This window comes from Bacteroides oleiciplenus YIT 12058, assembly GCF_000315485.1.
GTDB classification, from domain to species: Bacteria; Bacteroidota; Bacteroidia; order Bacteroidales; family Bacteroidaceae; genus Bacteroides; species Bacteroides oleiciplenus.
Genome location: NZ_JH992941.1, coordinates 899,229 through 920,898 on the forward strand (window position 1 = coordinate 899,229; position 21,670 = coordinate 920,898).

Consider the following 21,670-nt stretch of genomic DNA (forward strand, 5'->3'; position numbering starts at 1 on the left):
TAATATTATAGTTTATAGAACTCATCCCATCCCTTACGTGGAGGCACCGAAGTCAACATCGCATTGGCAAATGCATTATTGGTAATCTGCTTCGTGCGGGGATCAAAGAATAATTGTGTATTGAGGCGTTGTGCCATTACTCCCAATGAGAAGACCTGTCCCAACACACCGTTTATTTCAAACGGAGAACGGGTCTTTTCCTGTCCCATACAAGCCAGCAGGAAGTTTTCGAAGTGGTTGGACGGGCTCTTGGGTACTTCCGGCAACTTATCGGCCATTTCTTTCGCTCTTTCCTCCGGTATGATGGAAAGTGTGCTGCCATGAGTTCCACCCTTGAAAGTCAGGTCCTTTGTATAAATAATCTTTCCGGGATTCAACTTAGCAGCCGGTGCGTCTCCCTGATTCGTTGCAGGAATATTAGGATCCAGTCCGGATACGCCATAACCAGCAGGAATAGGAGGAAGATTGTCCAAACCGTCATACCAGGTAATGTCAACCGGCGGCATGCCCTTACGTTGCGGGAAGCGGAACAGAATGGTGGAAGAGTAAGGGAAGAAATAATCATTGTGTCCGTTGGCATATTGCATCGTTATTTCATACGGCAATCCCAGCTCAAGGAATTCGTGAACTGTATCCAGAATATGTGCACCCCAGTCGCCCAGACAGCCCATTCCGAAGTCGTACCAACAACGCCACTGACCCAGATGATAATCCTTGTTATATTCATGGTAAGGAGTGACTCCTAACCAAGTATCCCAATCCATATCCTTTGGCAGTTGTTGTCCCGAAGGGAATTTATAGATATTCGTATCCCACTTATGCCAGCGGCGAGGATTGTTCATATGTGCCGTCACGGCCGTCACATCCTTGATGATGCCGGCGTCCATCCATGCCTTGAACTGGAAGTAGTTAGCCTCCGAGTGTCCCTGGTTGCCCACCTGTGTAGCCAAGTTGGGACGTTTCAGCGCAGCCTGCATCAACAGTTCGCCTTCATAGAAGGTACGTGCCAAGGGTTTTTCCACATACACATGCTTGCCTGAGGCCAGCGCCAGCATGCTGATGGGGAAATGAGAATGGTCGGGCGTTGCTATGGCTACCGCATCGAAATCATTGCCTGCCTTGTCAAACATCTGGCGGAAATCGCGAAAACGCTTTGCCTTAGGATACAGGTTCATTACTTTCTGAGTATGGGGAGCTCCCATATCAACATCGCACAGAGCCACTACTTCGACCATACCGGTACGTGCAAAATCACCAATGATTTGTTCGCCACGGTTTCCAATGCCTATATAGGCAATCTTTACTTTATCTGTCACTTTTCTTTGCGAGGCAAAAGCTGGAGCGCCCAGTATGTCACCGGCACCGAATGCCAGTCCGGCGGAAGCCATGGTCATGGTCTTCAAAAAATCTCTTCGTGTTGTCATATTCCAAGGGTATTAATTAAGTTACTGAATTTCATTTATTATTATATTTCGTTCTTCTTCTTTAGAAACAGATTCCTTATTCCATAGAACAGAATGCGCAGAACAGTCCAAAAAACATAAAGCACACACGAAAATGCGAGGACATAGAAAATAGAGGTCAGCATTTCCGAGAAAGGAGTCTTATAGGAGATTATCGCATACAGGTTTGCCAAATTGCCTATAATAAAGCATGCCAGTAAGGTAAGCAATTCTATTTTCTTCCGGCGGGCGGTAATGATTGTGTTTTTCATACGGCTTCAGGTGTTTTAGCTTGATGGTTCAGATAGTTTATTTTATATTCATCAGGGAAATAAAGTACCCGCTCTTCCTGCAAAGCCTGATCACCCAACAAGCAAAGCATACTTGCATAATAACCCTCTTCGGCTATGCGCTTCGGCTGCTTACGAGTTATGACAGCCTCAACAAAAGCTTCCAACAATAAAGAAGTACCGTCCGACTTGGGCCGTTCTCCCAAAATAAATTCCCCCTTGTTTTCATTGGCAGTTTCCGGCGCCCAGCTTGTTCCGGCAAAGGGCAGGGAATCAAATACCTTATTCTCCCAATCGTTAATCATCTGCAGGAATCCGGGTGCAGGAGGCACACTCTCAAAATAATATTTACCTTTTTCCGGTTCTACTGTTCCCAGACTACCCATGATTTGTTCTTCCAAACCATAGAACTTATTAGATATGACAGAATCGAATGTCATTTTCACTCCGTCATCAAATACATAAATACAACTTACATTGTCATATACTTCGCGACCGTCTTTCCAGTAAGTGATGGCTCCATGTCCCATCACCTTCTCAGGAAGCTTTTGCAACGCCCAACTTCCTATCTGCAATTGATGGCAAGCTAATTCGGTCATCAATCCTTTGGAATATTCGCGATACAGACGCCAGTTAATCTGACGTTCCAAGTCAGGCGAAGGTACTTCCCGCCTCCAGTCCCCGTTCCGGTTCCAGAAAGTACGGATGGCACCTATTTCACCAAATGTACCTGCATGAATCATCTCCATAGTCTTGATATATCGCGGATCGAAAAGGCGTTGTTGTCCGGTGAAAAATATCTTGCCCGTGCTGATGTGCTTACTATAAATGCGGTAACACTCTTCCATTGTAAAGCCTATTGTTTTCTCACAGAACACATGTTTGCCGGCATCAAAAGCATCCAGCACAATCTGACAATGGGAATTAAGGGGAGTAGCTACCAATACTGCATCAATTGTTTTATCTTCCAGTATCTTCCGGTAGTCTTTATAGACCTTTGCTTTGGGAGCCAGTTTCAACCCTTCGTCAATGGAAGGTTGGTAGATATCGCACAATGCCACAATATCCACTTTAGGATTCTGAATCAGAAAACTCATCAGGAAACGCCCTCTCGACCCGGGACCGATAATTGCCAAACGACATTTCTCGTTAGACGTTTCCACTACTTCCGAAAAAGCAGAAAGCCAAGGGCTGGCTGACAATAGCACCCCGGCCCCAAGCACTCCCATATTTTTCAGAAACTCTCTTCTGCTGATTAATGTATTTTTCATAATATGAACTTTAAAATAAAAACCGACTATACCCCTGCTTTTCTTTCAAGACGGAATAGCCACATAAAATAACCCCCAAAATTAGCGAAATTTTGAAACATAGAGTATAAATATCCACTCAAACAATATAAAAATCGTTCCAAACTCCCCTATTTTACTTTATAAAGTCCTTAGGAAGAACGCCAAACTGCTTCTGGAAGCATTTGGAAAAGTAAGAAGGGGTATTGAAACCGGTCATATAACAAACTTCATTTATCCGGCATTCTCCCTCTTTGAGTAATTGCACCGCTTTCTTTAAACGTTCCAGACGAATGTAATCGTTCGGAGTCATGTCTAATATACCTTTTATTTTCCGGTTAAGGCTCGAACGGCTCATATTCAATTGTCCTGCCATATCATCCAGGTTAAAATCAGGATTCTGCATATTTGCATCCACCACTTCCTTCAACGTCCTGAGGAAAGTCTCATCTGCCTTAGTCATTGCCATACTGTTAGCCTGCACAAAAGGAGAATGGGCAAAAGCAACCCGCAATTTCTCCCGGTTGCTTAGCAAATTAGAGATACACACCTTCAGGTACTCCACGGAGAATGGTTTCTCTATATAAACATCCGCTCCAAGCTTCATCCCTTCTATCTTTGCTTGAAGAGTGGTCTTGGCAGTCAGCAATATAATGGGTATATGGCTATGGTCCAATTCCGATTTCAAATGTTCACATAACTCCAATCCATCCATTTCGGGCATCATAATGTCCGAAATAACCAGATTGACAGTATGTTCTTCCAATACTTTCAAGGCTTCCACTCCATTCAAGGCCGTCAATACCTGATATTTAGTGGATAGCTGTTTCACAATGAACGACTGCATCTCCAAGCTATCTTCCACCACAAGGAGAGTATATTGGTTTTGCGGATTAGAATCTACTTCGACTTCATTCTTTTCTACAGGTTTTTCGCACTCAACCTGCTCCTTCTGCCCCCTGGCATGGGTATGCCTTATCGGAAGCGATAACAGGAATTGATTGCTTTCCATAGAATCATTCATGGACAAAGTGCCTCCATGAAGTTCGGCAAGCGAACGTGCCAGAGGCAAGCCGATACCTGTGCCGGAAACAGAATGCAGCACACCGTCTTTACACTGAACAAATGGCTTGAATATCTCTTCGCGCATCTCTGCCGGCACAATATACCCATCATTGCATACCAAAAGATACATCTGCTCACCTTCAACATATAACTTAATACGAATATATGTTTCCGAATATTTCATGCCATTCGTCATCAAATTACTGATAATTTTAGTGAGTCCCTCCTTATCGACCGAGGTATACAGTTCTTCGGGAGAATCTATTGTAAACTCCAACCCACTTTGGCGTGCCAATGGCTTAAAGCGCTTATATGTTTTACGCAGAATATCCGCTACATTGCATTCTACAAAGTCCAGTTGGAATCCTTGTGTTTCTGTTTTCCGAAAATCGAGCAACTGGTTCACCAAGTCGAGCAGGCGGTTCGTATTCAAATCCATAATCTCCAAGTCATCTCTGATTTCATCAGAAACCGCACCGGATGCCAAAACATTCTCTAACGGGCTCTTTATCAACGTTAACGGTGTACGTATCTCATGAGCTACATTCGTAAAGAAATCTATTTTTGCCGTATAGAGTTCACGCTCTTTTTTCCGTTCAAACTTCTCCATCGCCAACCGGTGCTTCTGTTGGGTTCTTCTTCTGAAGTACAACGCAGCAATGCCCAATGAGCATAAGATCAGCATTACATAAATAACATATGCCCATACCGATAAGTAAAAAGGAGGTCGGATACGTACATTGAGTATACGCTCCGTATCGTTCCATTTACCGTCTCCATTGGAGCCTTTTATGTGCAGCGTATAGCTTCCATAAGGCAGATTAGAATAAGTTATCATAGAATTCCGCCCCAGCACATACCACTCATTATCAAAACCTTCCAATTTATACATCAGAAGATTCATTTCCGGCGCCTGATAGCTCAATGCAGCTACTTGGAAAGCAAAGGAATTCTGGTCTGCAGCAAGTTCTATCTTGTCGGAGTAGGTGATGCTTTGTTGCAAAGGAGAACCCGGAGTATCGACAGATAACCGCTTATTAAACAAATAAAAATCGGTAATCACCACCGGAGGAAGGAAGGTATTCTCGACAAAAGTCTCCGGATCAAATATGATAAACCCATTAATACTCCCCAGATAAATACGCCCTTTCTTATCACAGTATCCGGACTGGAAATTAAACTGATTGCTCAGCAACCCATTGGCCCGGGTATAGACATGCATGGCTTCGGTCTGCGGATTGAAGCAGACCAGACCATAATTACTCGTAATCCACAGGTTTCCCCGCTTGTCTTCTACCATCTTATAGACGGTATTGTTCGGAAGGCCATTCGAAGTATCGTAACGGGTGAAATCATCCGTTTCAGGATTATAACGGCAAAAGCCCTTTCCCATCGTCATAAACCACAGGCGCTTTTTGCTGTCTTCATAAATAGAAATCACCTTATTATAGGAGAGAGAAGTTGGATCTTTCTCATCCGAAAGGTAACTCTTCCATTGTTTGGTGTGCGTATTGTAACAAAACACACCGTTTGAGAAAGTGGCAAACCACAGATTCCCATTAAAATCTTCCAGAATATTATAAATAAACAGAATGCCCAGTTGCGGGATATGGGTAAAATCATCGGAAGAACGGTTATATTTCAGCAAACCGGATGTTGTCCCTATCCATATGTCCCCCGTAGTTGTTTTGCAAACCGTAAAAACATCATTGGCAACCATGGAATTCTCCTCTTTGCCTTTGGAGTAATGCTTCACTTGCCCAGTGCGTAAATTCACCTTGTTCAGTCCCCCGGAAAAAGTACCTACCCACAAATCATCTCCATCCATGCAGAGGGCATGAATATTCTTATAGATGGAAGGATGCTCAAACGGTACTATCTTTTCAGTCTCGGGATCAAAATTAAATAATCCCTTATCTTCGGTGCCTATCCATAAAGTACCGTCATTACTCTCACAGATTTCACGCACCCGGCGACCGAAATACTTGATATCATCTCTCGGATAGAATTTCTCAAAATAAGTCCACTGGTATGGATAGTAGTTCACACCACCAAAATAGGAGCCTACCCACATGCCATTCTCTCTATCCCGATAAATCGAATAAATGGCATTGTCCGACAGGGCATAGGAATCATCCTGGTCGGGCACTGTCAGATGGGTGACATGGTCATTGGTAAGATTGTATATGTATAATCCCGTTTCCGTACCTGCCCACAGCTCATCATCAGATTTAAACTGCAATGTACGTACATAAGCATTCAGAAGCTTACGGGATTTGCCATTCGTAAAGTTTATTTCGGTCAATCCGTTGAATGATGCTACATAGATGCAGTTATGCGGACCATTGACCTGGCAATTAATAATATCGTCTTTGAATATTTCATTTCCATCTGCATCCTTAAAAGGTTGCAAGGTTTCAAAACCAGCCTTTGCGGAATAAAGATTATCGCCATGCAATGCCAGCCAAAAAGTATCTCCATTCAGCCAAAAGCGAGTAACATTAGGTATTCCCGACTCATGAAGGTAGTTCTGCAATTGTTGTTTACTGCTATTGTAACAGAATAATCCCTGATATTCGACTGATATCCAGATATTATTCTGTTCGTCACTCCTTATCATAGTCACGAAATCCCGAATCACCGTTCCCTTATCGCTTGTTCGATTGAATGAAGTAAAAGAATCCAATACCGGATTATAAATAAAGACACCTCCATCAGTACCGACCCAGATATTCCCGTCAGTATCTTCATAGAGTGTCGTGATGAAGTTCCTTCCTAAATTAGAGTTTTCATTGTTATAGACACGGAAAGACAAACCATCATAACGGTTCAAACCGTCTTTAGTACCAAACCACATAAAGCCTTTCTTGTCCTGGAATATCTGATTCACAGAATTCTGCGAGAGACCATTTTTAATGTCTACCGTCCTGAAATAATAGTGAACAGCATTATAAGCATAGGACGGCAATGCCGCCACTATGCACAGACAAAAGAAAAGCTTTATGAATGTTCGGTTCATAACTTCCTCCTTCTTTTCGAGAGTTTTATTTCTTTAATGAATTACAGATACGTGTGTTTATCTCTTTAACGCGCTTTTCATCCAGTTTTATCACCTTGCGGTCATAAGTAATCAGACCGTTCACTTCCACCTCCACGTCAGTGGTCTGCGTATAAACTGCGCCGGAGAATCCTCTATCTATCAATTTATACAGCATATCGGCATACTTCACGTATTCGTCCGTAGCCTCTTTGGAAGAATTAAACTGAACATACCCCCAGTTGCGATTCGGTTCCCAGAGATGATCTTTCAAAACAAGGCCGATACCACCATATTCACCCAGAACCGTTGCACGTTGAGCGTCATATAAGAACATCTCCGGTGCGGGATAATGATGAAGGTCGAGCATATCTCCACAAGTATAATGGTTGCCACCACTTGCCGGATTCACCAGGCGGGTCGGGTCATATTGTTTTGTCCATTCGGCTATTTCAACCGTTTTGAATTGTCCCCACGCCTCATTGAATGGCACCCAAGTACCGATGCAAGGATAAGAATAAAGACAATCCATTATCTCTTTCCATTCTTTACGGTAGTAAGCCTCAGACTCTGCGGTACGTTTCATCTCAGTACCATTAAAATACTGGCGCATCTGCCATTGCGGACTGCGGTCTCCACTTGGCATATCCTGCCATACAATAATTCCAAGTTGGTCGCAATAGGTATACCAGCGGGCAGGTTCCACCTTGATGTGCTTACGAATCATATTATAACCGAAGTCTTTCGTCTTCTGGATGTCATACAATAAAGCCTCGTCCGTAGGAGCTGTATATAATCCATCAGGCCACCATCCCTGATCGAGCGGACCAAACTGGAATACGGCTTCATTGTTCAGTTCCAAACGCATCACGCCATTAGCATCCCGGCCGGTAGAGTACTTACGCATAGCTGCATAGCTATCCACTTTATCTACAACCTTTCCATCACTCTTTAAAGTTACCTTCAACGTATAAAGAAAAGGAGAATCAGGGCTCCATAACTTAGTAGCCTTAGGCATGGTCACTTCTACAGCTTCTCCGTTAATACTTTTACCTGTAGCTACCAACTGGTTACCGTCATACACGTTTACCTCTACAAAATCGGATGCAGAATTAGCATTCAATTCAGCCTTTACCGTCAGCAAGTTGCGATCGATATCGGGAGTGATACGAAGATTCTCAATATGTTTTCCGGCAACAGGTTCCAACCATACAGTTTGCCAGATACCGGTTACAGGGGTATACCAAATACCTTCCGGTCTGTTCACCTGCTTGCCACGAGGTTGAGGTCCTCTATCCGTAGGGTCCCACACTTTCACCACCAGGGTATTATTACCTTTGGCAGCCAAAGCAGGAGTTATGTCGAAAGAGAACGGGGTAAATCCTCCGGTATGACTTCCAACTTTAACACCATTCACCCATACATCTGTTTTCCAATCGACAGCACCGAAATGCAACAGAACTTGTTTGCCTTTCCAAGCCGATGGTACATCGAAACTCCGTTGATAAATCACTTCCTGTTTCTCGTTCACCCTTTTTCCTACTCCGGACAGGGAGGATTCTATCGCAAAGGGAACAAGAATCTGACCTTCAAAATCAGTTGGTATAGCTCCACCTTTATCAATAATTGCATAATCCCACAAGCCATTCAGGTTCTTCCAATCATTACGTTGCATGATTGGGCGTGGATACTCCGGTAAAACTTGAGACGGATTGATTTGTTCCGCCCAATTAGTCTTTATCTTGTCACCGACAGGTTTCCATTGAGCCAGACTCTCTAAAATAAAAAACGTTACTAAGAATAATGAGATGAATAATCTTTTCATGGTATATAACTATTTTAATTGTTCGAAAGCAAAGTTAGCCACAAATTCATTTTTAAAATAACGCGATTGGCTCAATAAATGCAATAATCTTTCCATTTTTAGCGTGTTAATCAGAAAGATACCCGAAAAGTACAGAATAATGGAGCAATCAGGAATATTACAGGGGCAACCGCATCAAAAGTCTCCTTCATTTCTTTCTAATGAACAAAATGCGCTAAGGTGGCAGGGCGATAAAGTAAGCGTTTGAATTAAGTTCTCAGATCGCTACTTTTATGTTTTTTCCCTGCGATGGCTAAGAAAAATCGCAGTAGACACTTATTCTTTCCACCGTGGGGAAAGTTTCTTTCCATCACTGAGAAAGTTTCTTTCCACCATGGTGGAAAGAAAAAACCTCCATGGTGGAAAGAATAAGCATTCGTAGGCAGAGGAGTAAACCTTGGCAGGGAAAAAGAATAAAAGTGCCTAAGAAAGAAGTTATGTGTTCCAAGATTTTCGTAATTTCGCCCAATAAAATCTAATAGCATGCAGTAATGAAAACACTTAAAGCAGCATTGATACCTCTGATAATAGCCTTATCACTTCCTTCCGGACAAGCACAAACCCGCTTCGATGATCTGGAATTCAAGCAATTCTCCACACCGGAAGGACTGCCTAACAGCATGGTTCACCAGATTTATCAGGACAGGGATGGATATATCTGGATTTCTACATTCTATGGATTATTCCGTTACGACGGTTACGAAGTTCGTACGTATAAATCCAACCTTTACACTCCCGGACTTTTAGCTAATAATAATGTAATTTGTGCAGAAGAAGATTATTCCCACCGCCTTTGGATTGGGACGCATGAAGGACTTTGCGTACTCGATAAGCAAACAGGCGAAATAAGGAAAATGAAGCTGGAAGGAATAAGCAAGCATCGCTTGAACGAAATTCATGTGACCAAAGATAATAAAGTTTATCTGGGATATATCCGTGGAATGGCTTATTATAATGCAGAGCTAGATACATTAGAGTTGATGACAAGCAAGAATTGCAAAGGTGAAGTACCCGAGCAAATCAACATTCAAACCTTGCTTGAAGATGAAAACGGCGATTTATTGATTGGCACATGGCAAGATGGTCTTTTCCACTATAATATAAAAGAGAATAAGTTTATACACTATCCTCCGTTGGATGAAAGCAACTCCGTATTGGCTTTATTCCAAGACTCAAAAGGTGCATTATGGATAGGTACAAGCGGTTCCGGGCTGTATAAGGTAAACTTCTCTCCTGATAAGAAGACATTATCTGTCGAAAAAGCCTATAAGCACGATGCTCTTAACACTCTGTCCCTCTCTTCCGATTATATTTATTCCATTCACGAAGACCTGCAAACTCATTCGTTATGGCTGGGTACACGGAATGGGGTCAGCATCATGGACTTGACCGATGAAGGGAAATTTATAAACTACCGAGAGTCGGGTTCAGAACACTATCTGCCTGTCCGTGAAGTGAACACCGTCTTTCGCGATAAAAATGGCTTGATGTGGATTGGTACCAAAGGTGCCGGAGTCTTTCATGTGAATACCCGTACGCGTCCTTTCGAAGTTTTTTATCCGCGTGGCAACGGGAAATCTTTTACGGATATTATCTCTACCTTGTATGTGGAAGAAAGCGGAGCTTCTTGGGTAGGCTTCGGATATGGAATTGATTATCAGTCGGAAGACGAGAAAGTAACCTTAATTCCCTCTAAACGCCCCTATCATATTTCTTACAGCCCATCTACCCGGGAAGTGCTGCTTGCTATCCATGATGGAGGGGTGATAGTTTGTCGGAATGGAAAGATTGTCCACCAGTACAAAGCCTCGAATTGCGGTTTTATACCTCACGATTTAGTCTATTGGGTACATGAAGACCGGAAAGGGAATTGGTGGTTAGGTACATATAAAGGACTTAGCGTGCGTTATCAGAATGGTCGCGAATACAGTTTCAATCAATTGCCCGATGCCGATAAATTACTTTCTAAAGAGATAACCAGCATAATGGAAGATAATGACGGCTCTTTGTGGCTGGCGACCAATAATAATGGCATCGTCCACGTCACCGGCAATATGGAACAGCCCGAGTCTTTGCAATGCAAGAATTACTGCATTGAAAATGGCTTGTTACCGATCAACACCCCACTTTGTTTTCTTCTGGATAAGAGTGGAAAGGTTTGGGTGGGAACGGAAGGAAGCGGACTTTGCCTGTATGACGCACAGAATGATTGCTTCCGGTCTGTTCATCAGGAATACAATTTGCCGGGAGATATGGTTGGTAGCATGGAGGAAGACAATAACGGAAACCTTTGGCTGGGCACTAACCAGGGATTGGTGAAACTGACAATTACCGGAGAAGAGAAAGGGCGGGTGCGGATATTTACGGTAGCCGACGGATTGGCCGATAACTTCTTCAATCAGAATGCATCCTTCTATCGTAACGGGACTTTCTATTTCGGTTGCAGCCGCGGCATCGTTACGTTCAACTCTAAAATTGCCGAAGAAAATCACTCTGATGTTTCTTTATGCATTACGGATATATGGATAGACGGGAAATCATTGGAGCAGATGCCGGAAAATAAAAGAAGAGAAATCAGCCCTTTCACCGCCGATTTTACGGAACAACTCATTGTCCCCGCCGCATATTCCAATTTTACCATATGCTTTGCTTCCCTCACTTACAATCATCCCCAACAGAATAATTACGCCTACAGATTGCAAGGGCTCGACACCGACTGGCACTATGTGAATGCTTCCAACCGCAATGCCTATTACTCCAAACTACCTCCGGGAGAATATGTCTTTGAGCTACGCGCCACGAACGAGAATGGAGATTGGGGAGAAATACGGAAAATGGGAATAACCATCAAACCTCCTTTCTGGGCCACTTGGTGGGCATATCTTATCTATGCATTCATATCCGTATCAGTCTTGGCATTGATATGGTGGGAAATACGCAGAAGGCTGATGTTGCGCAACCGGAAATATCTGCAAAAAGGGGAAACAGACAAGGTGCATCACATCAAATTCCAGTTCTTTACGAACATCGCTTCGGACGATGAGAAGTTCTTGCAAGATGCCATTGCTTGTGTGAACAGGCATCTGAGTGATACTGACTTTGACGTTCCCCAATTTATCGATGAAATGGCGACAAGCCGCACCACCCTGCACAAGAAACTTAAATCACTGACGGGGCTGAATACAACAGGCTTTGTACGCAGCATTCGCCTGAAGGCCGCCTGCAACATTATGGATGGGAATAAGAACATACGTATCTCCGACCTCGCCTATCAGGTAGGTTTCAATGACCCCAAGTACTTTTCCATCTGTTTCAAGAAAGAATTTGGTATGCAACCAACAGAATATGCGATGAAAGCGGCTAAAAACGCATAATCTCCCCAGCATAAGTGAGGTTGAAACATGTTCTTAAAAGGTAGAAGGAACATGTTTCAACCTTACCGGAGGATGCTTCACCCTCTTAAAACATATGGCTGATTACTTTTGTGACGTTAATTTTTTAATGTCTAATTATAAAAGAAGTTGGCCTATGAGACTTATTTTCTATGGAAACAAAAGATCGCTGATGGCGATTATTATTTGTGTGGCTTTGCTTACCGGCAGCCGGATGACTTATGCAGTTAATGAACACGCATCTGTGTATTCTACTCAGCAGACTGGTAAGATTAAGGGAACTGTAATCGATGTTAATGGGGAACCCGTCATTGGGGCAAGTGTTGTATTGAAAGGTACTTCCAATGGTACGATAACCGATATTGACGGTAATTTTACTCTTTCTGATATTCCTTCTAACGGAATGATCCAGGTAAGTTTTATTGGGTATAAAACACTCGAAGTGCAAGTTAAGGGGCAGAACTCCTTTAGCCTGACTTTATTGGAAGATACCGAAACCTTGGATGAAGTTGTTGTGGTAGGTTATGGCACGATGAAGAAATCGGATTTGACGGGCGCTGTAGGGTCCATATCTTCCGAAAAACTTGCAGCCAGAGGTACTACCCGTTTGGAGGATGCATTACAGGGGGCGGTGCCAGGAGTAGATATTACCCAATCCAATAGCCGTGCAGGAGGAGGATTCAATATCCAAATCCGTGGACAAGCTTCTATTAACAAACAGGCTTCTCCGCTGTATGTTATTGATGGTGTAGTATCTGAATCTATGGATTTCCTCAACCCTGAAGACATTGAGCGTGTAGACGTCCTGAAAGATGCTTCTTCTACAGCCATATATGGTTCCCGAGCTTCTGCCGGTGTGGTTATGATTACTACCAAAGGTTCTAAGGGAGCTAGTAAAGTCCAAAAAATGTCAGTCAGTTACGATGGATATTACGGTATACGTAAAATAGCCCGTATGCCTGATCTGATGGATGCTGAAGAGTTTATAGATTATCGCTTTGCTCGTTTTACTACATTAGAAACAACAAAGTACGATGGGTCCGGTCGCGCAGGGATCGATGCAAATGGTGTGCCTCATTACACAATTACAAAGGCTAATCAGGAAACGGCTTTCATGAAACGTATTGGTGGAGCTGATTACCGTGACTCTAAAGTTTACGAGATGATGATGGCAGGCGAATCATACGACTGGACGGATTTAGTAACACGTACAGCAGCCCAGCAAAACCACTTTATCAGTATGGATGGTTCAACCGAGAAAGCAACCTATCGTTTAGGCTTTGGCTATCAAAATGAAGAAAATGTTTTCTTGTACAACGATTACTCGCGTTTCAATATAAAAGGTTCATATGATGCAAAGCTTTCTAAAGTGCTTGAGGCTGGCTTGTCCGTTAATATGGCTTACAGTATAAAGGAGGACTTTCAAACGAATAGTAGTTACTCACCTTATGAAACAGCTTTTCTATTTAATCCGTTCATTTCTCCTTATGATGAAAATGGAAAAATTCTTCTTCAACCAGCTTCTAATGCACCTTTTGAAACAACTGCCGGATTTACATCTACCATCAGTCCGCTTATTGATCTTGCAGATAAAAATTATACAGATGAAACAAAGAAATACAATGTACTAACCAGTTTCTATCTGCGTGCTAATATTATGGAAAATATGAAATTTACTACAACTTTTTCGCCAAACTTCCAATATTCGCGTCAGGGAATTTTTAATGCTACAGGGTTGAATGACAATAATAAAGAGGGTTCTAGTTACTATTTTAGCACGGGTATGAACTCTGCACAAGTAGAAACCAAACAGCGTTTGAATTGGACATGGGATAGCCAATTGGACTATAATAAAACAATTGGAGATCATTCATTTAGCGGTATGGGACTTTTTTCTATGTATCGCTCGCAACTGGAGGCTTATAAGATGAAAGGCTTTAATATTCCTAACGATAAGCTTTCGTTCCATGCGTTGGAAAAAGCAGCGTCAAGCGACAAAACAATCGAATCTTCTTATACAGAATCAACAATGGTGTCGGGCGCTTTTCGTGTAAATTATTCATATAAAGGTCGATATATGGCAACGGCTACTGTTCGCGCCGATGGTTCTTCTCGCTTTGCTGAAGGTAATCGTTGGGGCTGGTTCCCATCGGCAGCATTGGCATGGCGTATGTCTGAAGAAGCTTTCCTGAAAGATACAAAGTGGTTGGATAACTTGAAGCTACGTCTGTCTTATGGGGTTACAGGTAATAATAACGTAAGCGATTATGTGACGCATTATTCAGCATCTGGTCCCAATTATGTGGTGCTGGATGGTACGGAAGTACAAGCATATTATCCGAACGGATTGGTGAATACAGCCCTTATCTGGGAAAAGGTGAAAGAGTTTGATTTTGGTGTTGATTTGAGTATCTTGAATAGCCGCATAAACTTAACGGCCGATATTTATAACAGATTGTCTGACGGGCAGATTATGGATCGGATTGTTCCGCTTGAGACGGGTGAGTCTAAAGCAACATTCAATGTAGGTTCTGTAAGAAATAGAGGTATTGAACTGGGTTTGCAATTTGGTGTAATCAGGAACAGTGAGTTCTCGTGGGACGTTAATGTTAACTACTCTCGCAACTGGAACAAAATTATAGAACTGAGTAATGGAAAGGTAGATGAGGTCGCTTCGAATCGTTTCATTGGTAAACCACTGAATTCATTACGTGACTATACTCATACGGACATAATTACCGACAAAGGTGTGACTATGAAAACAAAAGATGGCAACATACACTATACCTTGGAAGAATTATATGCTAAATATGGTTCGAAATATAAATGGTACGAAGGTCAGATGGCTGTAAACGACTGGAATAACGATGGACAGATAACCGACGAGGATAAACAAATCTATGGATGTACAGATCCTAAATGGATAGGAAGTCTTAGTACAACTCTGAATTATAAGAATTTCGACTTCTCAGTGATGATTTATACTAAACAAGGACAATGGACACGTAGTTATTTTCATGATAAATATATGGATGTAGGCCGCGGTCAGCAGAAGATGGCTATGGACTTCTACATTCCGGCAGGTACTCCTGTCATTGACCATGCCACTGGCGACATTGTTTTAAGTACCGAAACGAAATATGGAAAGTATCCTTATCCTAATAATTCCGATACTTCGGCAGGAGGGTATTACTCCAGTGCCGGTAGTGCAAAGGGGGAAGGGTTTCAATACCAGAAAGCCTCATTTGTGAAAGTAAAAAATATTTGTTTGGGATATACGTTTCCAAAACAGTGGATTGCAAAAGCTGGAATGCAGCATTTACGCCTTTATGTGAATATTCTTAATCCCTTTTGTTTTACCGATTACGAAGGTTTTGACCCAGAGTGGGCAAGCGCGAAATTGACTGATGGTGGTCCTGCTTCCGTAACGTATCAGATGGGTGTAAATATCAAGTTCTAATTTAAATGAAAGAATAAACAAGATGAAGAAATATATATATACAATCATGATTTTGATTTGTTCTATTTCAATAGTAAGTTGTGACGATTTCCTTACTACAGAGAATAAATCAAGTGTAACAGACAAGGATCATTTTTCGACTGAAGCCGGATTTGAAACTTTGGTGAACAATGCTTATGAGAAACTCCGTGGTATCTATGCAACTTCCAGTTATACAACTTTTTTCCAGGCAGGTACAGATATGTATGGTGACGCACGGCTTAAAATTAACGATGAATTGCACGAATATGAAACCTTGAACCCTGAAAACAGTTCGATGAAAACTCTTTATACAAACTGTTATAAAGGTATTCGTGCGGCTTATGCGGTATCCTATTATGCGGCAGATGCAAATGTTAGTGAAGCATTATGCAAAAAGCGTATTGACGAAGCACGCGTCATTGCAGTACAATTCTATTACATTTTAGTTAATACATTTGGAGGAGTGCCTCTGATAAAAGAATATGTGTCTAATATTGAAACCGGATATCCGAGAGCTACAGCAACAGACGTTTACACGTATATGATTGACGAACTTGAAGATGTAATTGCAGCAGGAGCACTTGATGCATCAACCGCGAAAAAAGGAGGTGGTAGAGTTAGTATTGAAGCAGCACAAGCGCTGTTGGCCCAAACTTATTTGGCTGCAGCTTGGGATCTGGATAAAAGCGAATATTTTACAAAAGCTGCACAAGCAGCTGATGCCGTTATTGCAGGTCGTAGCCTGACTACTCCTTTTGCTGAACTTTGGAAATCTGATTATAATGGAGATTACAGCGGGGATGACAATGAAGAATTCCTTTGGGATGTTGAATATGATCATGCTACTGCCAGTACTCCACAAGGTGGCGGTCACTGTTGGAGTGTCTTCTACACAAACTATATAGGTTCTGGGAGTGATGGAGGTAAAGGTTCAAAATCGGCTTTTATTGTAACTCTGCATGCTTTAAAGTGTTTTGAAAAAGGAGATGTCCGCTATGATGCGACATTCATGAAGGAACTACCCGATCTTCTCAATGGTGTATATTCGTATTGGACTTTCTACAAAAACGGAGGAAATTTTATCGGTACGCCAATCAAACGTTATTATCCCGCTTGGTATGAGACAGCAGATGATATAGAGGCATGGAGAAGTATTGATCCAGAAAATCGCAAGGATACCTGGATCATTCCAATGAGCGAGAATACACGTGAGCCTCAGGATTATACAGAAGGAGTTATTACCTATGAGCAGATGATAGGTTATAATTACGGTGGTTCTCCTTGTCGGAAATTTGATGATAGCTATACGCTCAAAAATATATATTCTGAGAAAGATGATTATCGCGATATTCATATTATTACCTTGTCAGAAATCTATTTGGTAGCGGCCGAAGCTTATTTGAAAGCGGGTAATGAACAATTGGCGTTGGCGCGTCTGAATGAAGTTCGGCGTCGTGCTGGATTGGCTGCTGCTGCTTCTATTGATATTGATGCAATACTTAAAGAGCGCGTTTGTGAACTTTTTGGACAAGGCTCAAGATGGTTTGACCTTCGGCGCACAAAAAAGTTAGTGGAATACAATAACTTGTATAACAAGCGTCTGGAAGGTCGGGCTCAACAGGCTATCGGTCAAAAGTTACTTCGCCCTATTCCACAAGCCGCTATTGATGCAAACGACCAAATGAGTAGTGCAGATCAGAATCCAGGCTATTAATCTAATATAGAAAAATAATACCCCACCAGCTAATTAAATTTATTATAGTATGAAAATAAAGATGATTCTTCTAGTGTCCTTTTTGTTATGCTTGAATGGTCTCCTAGCATCGACAATTACATCCTTTGGAAGTGGACAAAGACATTTTTATCCCGTTCGTGAAAGGATGATGGTCAAATCTTTGAACGGTACATGGAAATTCAAGTTGATTAAAGGACTTTTGGTTCCCAATGAATTATCAAATTGGAATACTACCGATTTTGATATTTCCGGGTGGGGTGATATTACTGTTCCCGGAAACTGGGAAACACAAGGTTTTAAAATACCTGAATATGGTAATGAAATTGCAGAATTAACAGGGCTCTATCGTACATCATTCGATTATGATTCGGCATGGGAAGGGCAACATGTTATTCTGCGATTTGATGGTGTGCATTTTGGCTACGAAGTTTTTGTTAACGGACAAAAGGCTGGTCAATGGGGTAGTGCTTATAATTTGTGCCAATTTGATATTACCCCATATCTTTTTTCTGATAAGAAAAATATCTTGAGTGTCAAAGTTATGACTCGCTCTATGGGTTGGGAATTTGATACTTATGATTGTTGGGGGATAGCTGGAATTACTCGCAATGTTGAATTGTTTGCTATAAACAATACTTATCTGGAAAATGTAACTTTTGTTTCGAATGTTAATCCTGAATTGGACGCTGAAATACGGCTTCGTATAGATGTGAATAGGTTTGATAAGATTGAAAAGAATAGTTTACAGTTGAATATTTCCCTGTCTGACCCGCAAAATAATCACCTTTTAAATTTCACACGAGCTATTTCGGAGAATATCAATGTATACAATTTTGAGGGATTTATTGAGCATCCATTGTTGTGGACAGCAGAAACACCAAATTTATATCGTTTAGAAGTTTGCATTGTTGATGCTAAAGGACAGATACAGCAACGTATAAACGAATATGTTGGCATCCGGAGTGTGACTATGGATGGGTATGAACTAAAGGTTAATCATCGCTCTATCCTTTTGCGTGGAGTATGCCTCAATGAAATTGATCCGAAATCAGGTCGTGCTTTAACCTATGAAGAACGTCGAATACAACTTTTAAAGATGAAAGAAGCTAATATTAATTTTATCCGTACGGCACATTATTCATTTGCTCCTGATTTTCTGAAGTTATGTAATGAAATGGGCTTCTATGTATGTAATGAAGTCTCTTTTGGAGCCCGGGGGGCAGATAATCTGTCTAAAGAAGAGTTTATTCCTGAATTAAAAGCAAGAGCTGAAGCAACAATTCGACGTGATAAGAACAATCCATCCATTATTATTTGGTCATTAGGCAACGAGAACCCCTATACACCCATAGTTGAAGAGGTTATTAAATATGTAAAAGAAAAAGATCCGACCCGACCTCGCGGATTACCGCAAAAAGCCGGTGATTTCACGGCATTTACTAAAAAGCCTAGTGAGAACGTTGATATTGTGATGGGACATTATTTGAATGACGCTCGCATTGACCAAGCTATAAAAGATACTCGCTTACCGATCATTCATACTGAGTATGCTCATGCACAAGGAAATGCATTCAATGAGTTTGAATCAAAGTTTACCCGGATACTGAAGGAAGAAAAGGTTATCGGAGGATCTATATGGTGTTGGAGTGATCAGGCTATTTTAACGAATGGAGAGATGAAAATCGGTTATTCCTCAAATCCAAAAGCTCTAAATCGTGATGCAAGACGGGATCTGCCTAAAGAATATCAGGGTATTTGGATTGATTCAAAGAGATTTCTTGACACATTTGGTGACCGGGGTTCAGATGGAATTGTTTATGCGGATGGTTATCCGAAAGAAAGTTTTTACTTGGTCAGAAAAATGTATTCACCAGTTGTGGTATTAACTTCATTTTTAAATGGAAAGTTAAATGCAAAAAATACGTTCTCTGTGGAACTGGAGAATCGTTTTGATTTTATTTCTCTTCATGGCTATCAGTTGAAATGGCAGGTGAAGAATTTACAAAAAGTACTGGATGCCGGAAGTTTTTGGTTACAGATACCAGCTCGAGAAAAGGGTGTAATTAATTTGAATACGCAACTGCCACAGATGGTCGACTTTAACGACTTGACCCTTTATCTAGAGGTATTAACTCCTAATGGTAAAAGAATGTATGAACGTAATCTTCCAATAGAGCTTGACGGGAGTAACGAAGATTACATGAGCTTAGTTAAAAATGCAGCATCTACAAAGAAGTCAAAAACTAAAGTTACCAAAACGAATGCATCATTAACTTATGGAGAGTACAGTTATAATATTTCACATAAAGGGGTATTTAGTGTTGTAAATGAAAAAGGAAAAACAATAGAGACACCTTTACTCCTCCGTGTTGGACGTCCGGAAACAATAATGCTCCTCACACAAGGCTTGAAGAATAAATATTATTGGAATCCTTATTTGTTAGAACCCATTGTAGAAGAGTTTGCAGCAATTAAAAAAGATGATGGCGTGTATGTAACATTGCAATGCCGTTGGAATCGAAATGGGCAGGCCGAACAATATATTTCAGGCGAAGTGACTGTTTTCATAGCGGCTAATGGAAAGGTACAATTTGATTATAACCTTAAGGCTTCTCCGAATGCGAATGGCAATTTCCTTGAATGTGGGCTAACCTTAGATTTAGGAAAATCATATGATCAATTTGATTGGTTAGGTGATGGCCCCTATTCATCCACTCCTGGTAAAACTGCTTATAATGAACGGGCTATCTGGCAGTTGCATCGTGATGATATACGGTTCAACGGAAACAGAATGAATGTTGATGTTGGTGTTATTACGAATGGAGCACAGCACATCGCATTCTTAAGCGGCAATGGTAACATGGGTGTTGAAAATGTAAATGGGAATATACATATATCTCAAAATGCAATTGTTGCCGGGTATGGTACTAAATTTACGTCCCCCATCGGGTTATTGCCGATAGCGGATGTAGCTATCCAAGGGACTCTTATCTTATTTGCAGAGAATGCCCATGAAGATGCGTCTATTTTGAAGTCGATATTTAAAATGTTTCCGACAGTTGTTCCGGAAAAGCCTTATTTGAGAACTTATGGATGGTAATGCTATGAAAATATTTATATATATCGTTTTCATTCTATGTGGGGTTCATACTTCTGTTGCCCAAGAGAAGATTCTGTTATGGCCTCAGGGGAAAATGCCGAATAGTAAGGGGATGATAGTGTCTGATACTATAATTGATGGTCGATTGTTTCAAGTTGGAGAGCCGAGAGTCTATGTGTATCCGGCTGCCAAAGAAAAAAATACGGGTGCTGCAATTCTTATTGTTCCCGGGGGAGGCTATCTTCGCTTAACGGCCGATTACTCTAACATCCCTATTGCCTCTTATTATCAGCAACAGGGAATAAGTGCGTTTGTAGTTTGTCATCGTATGCCAGCATCACCTGATTTGGAAGTTCCTGAAATAGCACCTTGGCAGGATATTCAACGGGCCATGCGGATTATTTGCGCTAATGCGGCGAAATGGGGCATTGATTCCAACCGGATTGGTATTTTCGGTGGATCAGCGGGAGGACATGGAGCCTCAACTTTGGCTACTCATAAAGAAGATATAAGCGCTATTGGTGATGAACTCGATTGTTTTTCATATACGCCCGCTTTTATGATATTGCTTTCGCCTGTTATATCGTTTGAATCGCCTATTGTTCACGAAGGAAGCCGGGATCGCCTGTTGAGAGATAACAGTTCGGAAGAATTAATTGAGTTTTTTTCCAATGAAAAACATGTGACACCAGATACGCCTCCTGCATTTTTAGTTCATGCGAACGATGATAAGGTTGTATCGCCTCTGAATAGTATTGCATTTTATCAGGCTCTTAAAAATGCTGGGGTAGAATCATCTTTACATATATTTCCTTATGGTGGTCATCGTTTAGGTATAGGGAACTGTACAGGTTCTGCTGCCGTCTGGCCAAATTTATCTATTGATTGGCTAAAAGAGATGAAGTTTGTAGAATAGTTTAATAATCTTCAATAATGAAATGTGTTATGAATAAAATAGTTCCTAAAAAGTTAAGT

At 41.5% G+C, this 21,670-nt stretch carries 10 protein-coding genes; 5 read left to right on the forward strand and 5 right to left on the reverse strand.

The window, feature by feature from the left end; translation table 11 throughout:
• Positions 1–5: 5 nt before the first annotated feature.
• The 5 genes from HMPREF9447_RS11325 to HMPREF9447_RS11345 form a co-directional block, all read right to left on the reverse strand.
• Positions 6–1,424: a Gfo/Idh/MocA family oxidoreductase gene (locus HMPREF9447_RS11325; protein ID WP_009129873.1), complete on the reverse strand. Its 1,419-nt coding sequence runs from the start codon at positions 1,422–1,424 to the stop codon at positions 6–8.
• 41 nt (positions 1,425–1,465) lie between these two features.
• Positions 1,466–1,714, reverse strand: a complete 249-nt coding sequence (locus tag HMPREF9447_RS11330) for a hypothetical protein (protein ID WP_009129874.1) — start codon at positions 1,712–1,714, stop codon at positions 1,466–1,468.
• A complete protein-coding gene (locus tag HMPREF9447_RS11335) occupies positions 1,711–3,003 on the reverse strand; it encodes a Gfo/Idh/MocA family protein (protein ID WP_009129875.1) in 1,293 nt (430 codons plus the stop codon). Before HMPREF9447_RS11335 ends, HMPREF9447_RS11330 begins: the two co-directional genes overlap by 4 nt.
• 154 nt (positions 3,004–3,157) lie before the next feature.
• On the reverse strand, positions 3,158–7,105 hold the full coding sequence (locus tag HMPREF9447_RS11340) for a hybrid sensor histidine kinase/response regulator transcription factor (RefSeq protein ID WP_009129876.1): 3,948 nt from the start codon (positions 7,103–7,105) through the stop codon (positions 3,158–3,160).
• A gap of 25 nt (positions 7,106–7,130) precedes the next feature.
• Entirely contained in the window at positions 7,131–8,948 is a 1,818-nt protein-coding gene (locus tag HMPREF9447_RS11345) for a glycoside hydrolase family 2 protein (protein WP_009129877.1), read from the reverse strand.
• A gap of 530 nt (positions 8,949–9,478) precedes the next feature.
• Here HMPREF9447_RS11345 and HMPREF9447_RS11350 point away from each other — a divergent pair.
• The 5 genes from HMPREF9447_RS11350 (at position 9,479) to HMPREF9447_RS11370 (ending at position 21,611) form a co-directional block, all read left to right on the forward strand.
• On the forward strand, positions 9,479–12,361 hold the full coding sequence (locus HMPREF9447_RS11350; RefSeq protein ID WP_009129878.1) for a ligand-binding sensor domain-containing protein: 2,883 nt from the start codon (positions 9,479–9,481) through the stop codon (positions 12,359–12,361).
• A gap of 154 nt (positions 12,362–12,515) precedes the next feature.
• The gene (locus tag HMPREF9447_RS11355) at positions 12,516–15,839 is read left to right on the forward strand and encodes a SusC/RagA family TonB-linked outer membrane protein (protein WP_009129879.1); all 3,324 of its coding nucleotides are present in this window, start codon (positions 12,516–12,518) and stop codon (positions 15,837–15,839) included.
• Positions 15,840–15,861: 22 nt separating this feature from the next.
• Positions 15,862–17,574, forward strand: a complete 1,713-nt coding sequence (locus HMPREF9447_RS11360; protein ID WP_009129880.1) for a RagB/SusD family nutrient uptake outer membrane protein — start codon at positions 15,862–15,864, stop codon at positions 17,572–17,574.
• A gap of 49 nt (positions 17,575–17,623) precedes the next feature.
• The gene (locus HMPREF9447_RS11365; protein WP_009129881.1) at positions 17,624–20,695 is read left to right on the forward strand and encodes a glycoside hydrolase family 2; all 3,072 of its coding nucleotides are present in this window, start codon (positions 17,624–17,626) and stop codon (positions 20,693–20,695) included.
• Positions 20,696–20,699: 4 nt separating this feature from the next.
• On the forward strand, positions 20,700–21,611 hold the full coding sequence (locus HMPREF9447_RS11370; RefSeq protein WP_009129882.1) for an alpha/beta hydrolase: 912 nt from the start codon (positions 20,700–20,702) through the stop codon (positions 21,609–21,611).
• The last annotated feature ends 59 nt before the right edge of the window (positions 21,612–21,670 follow it).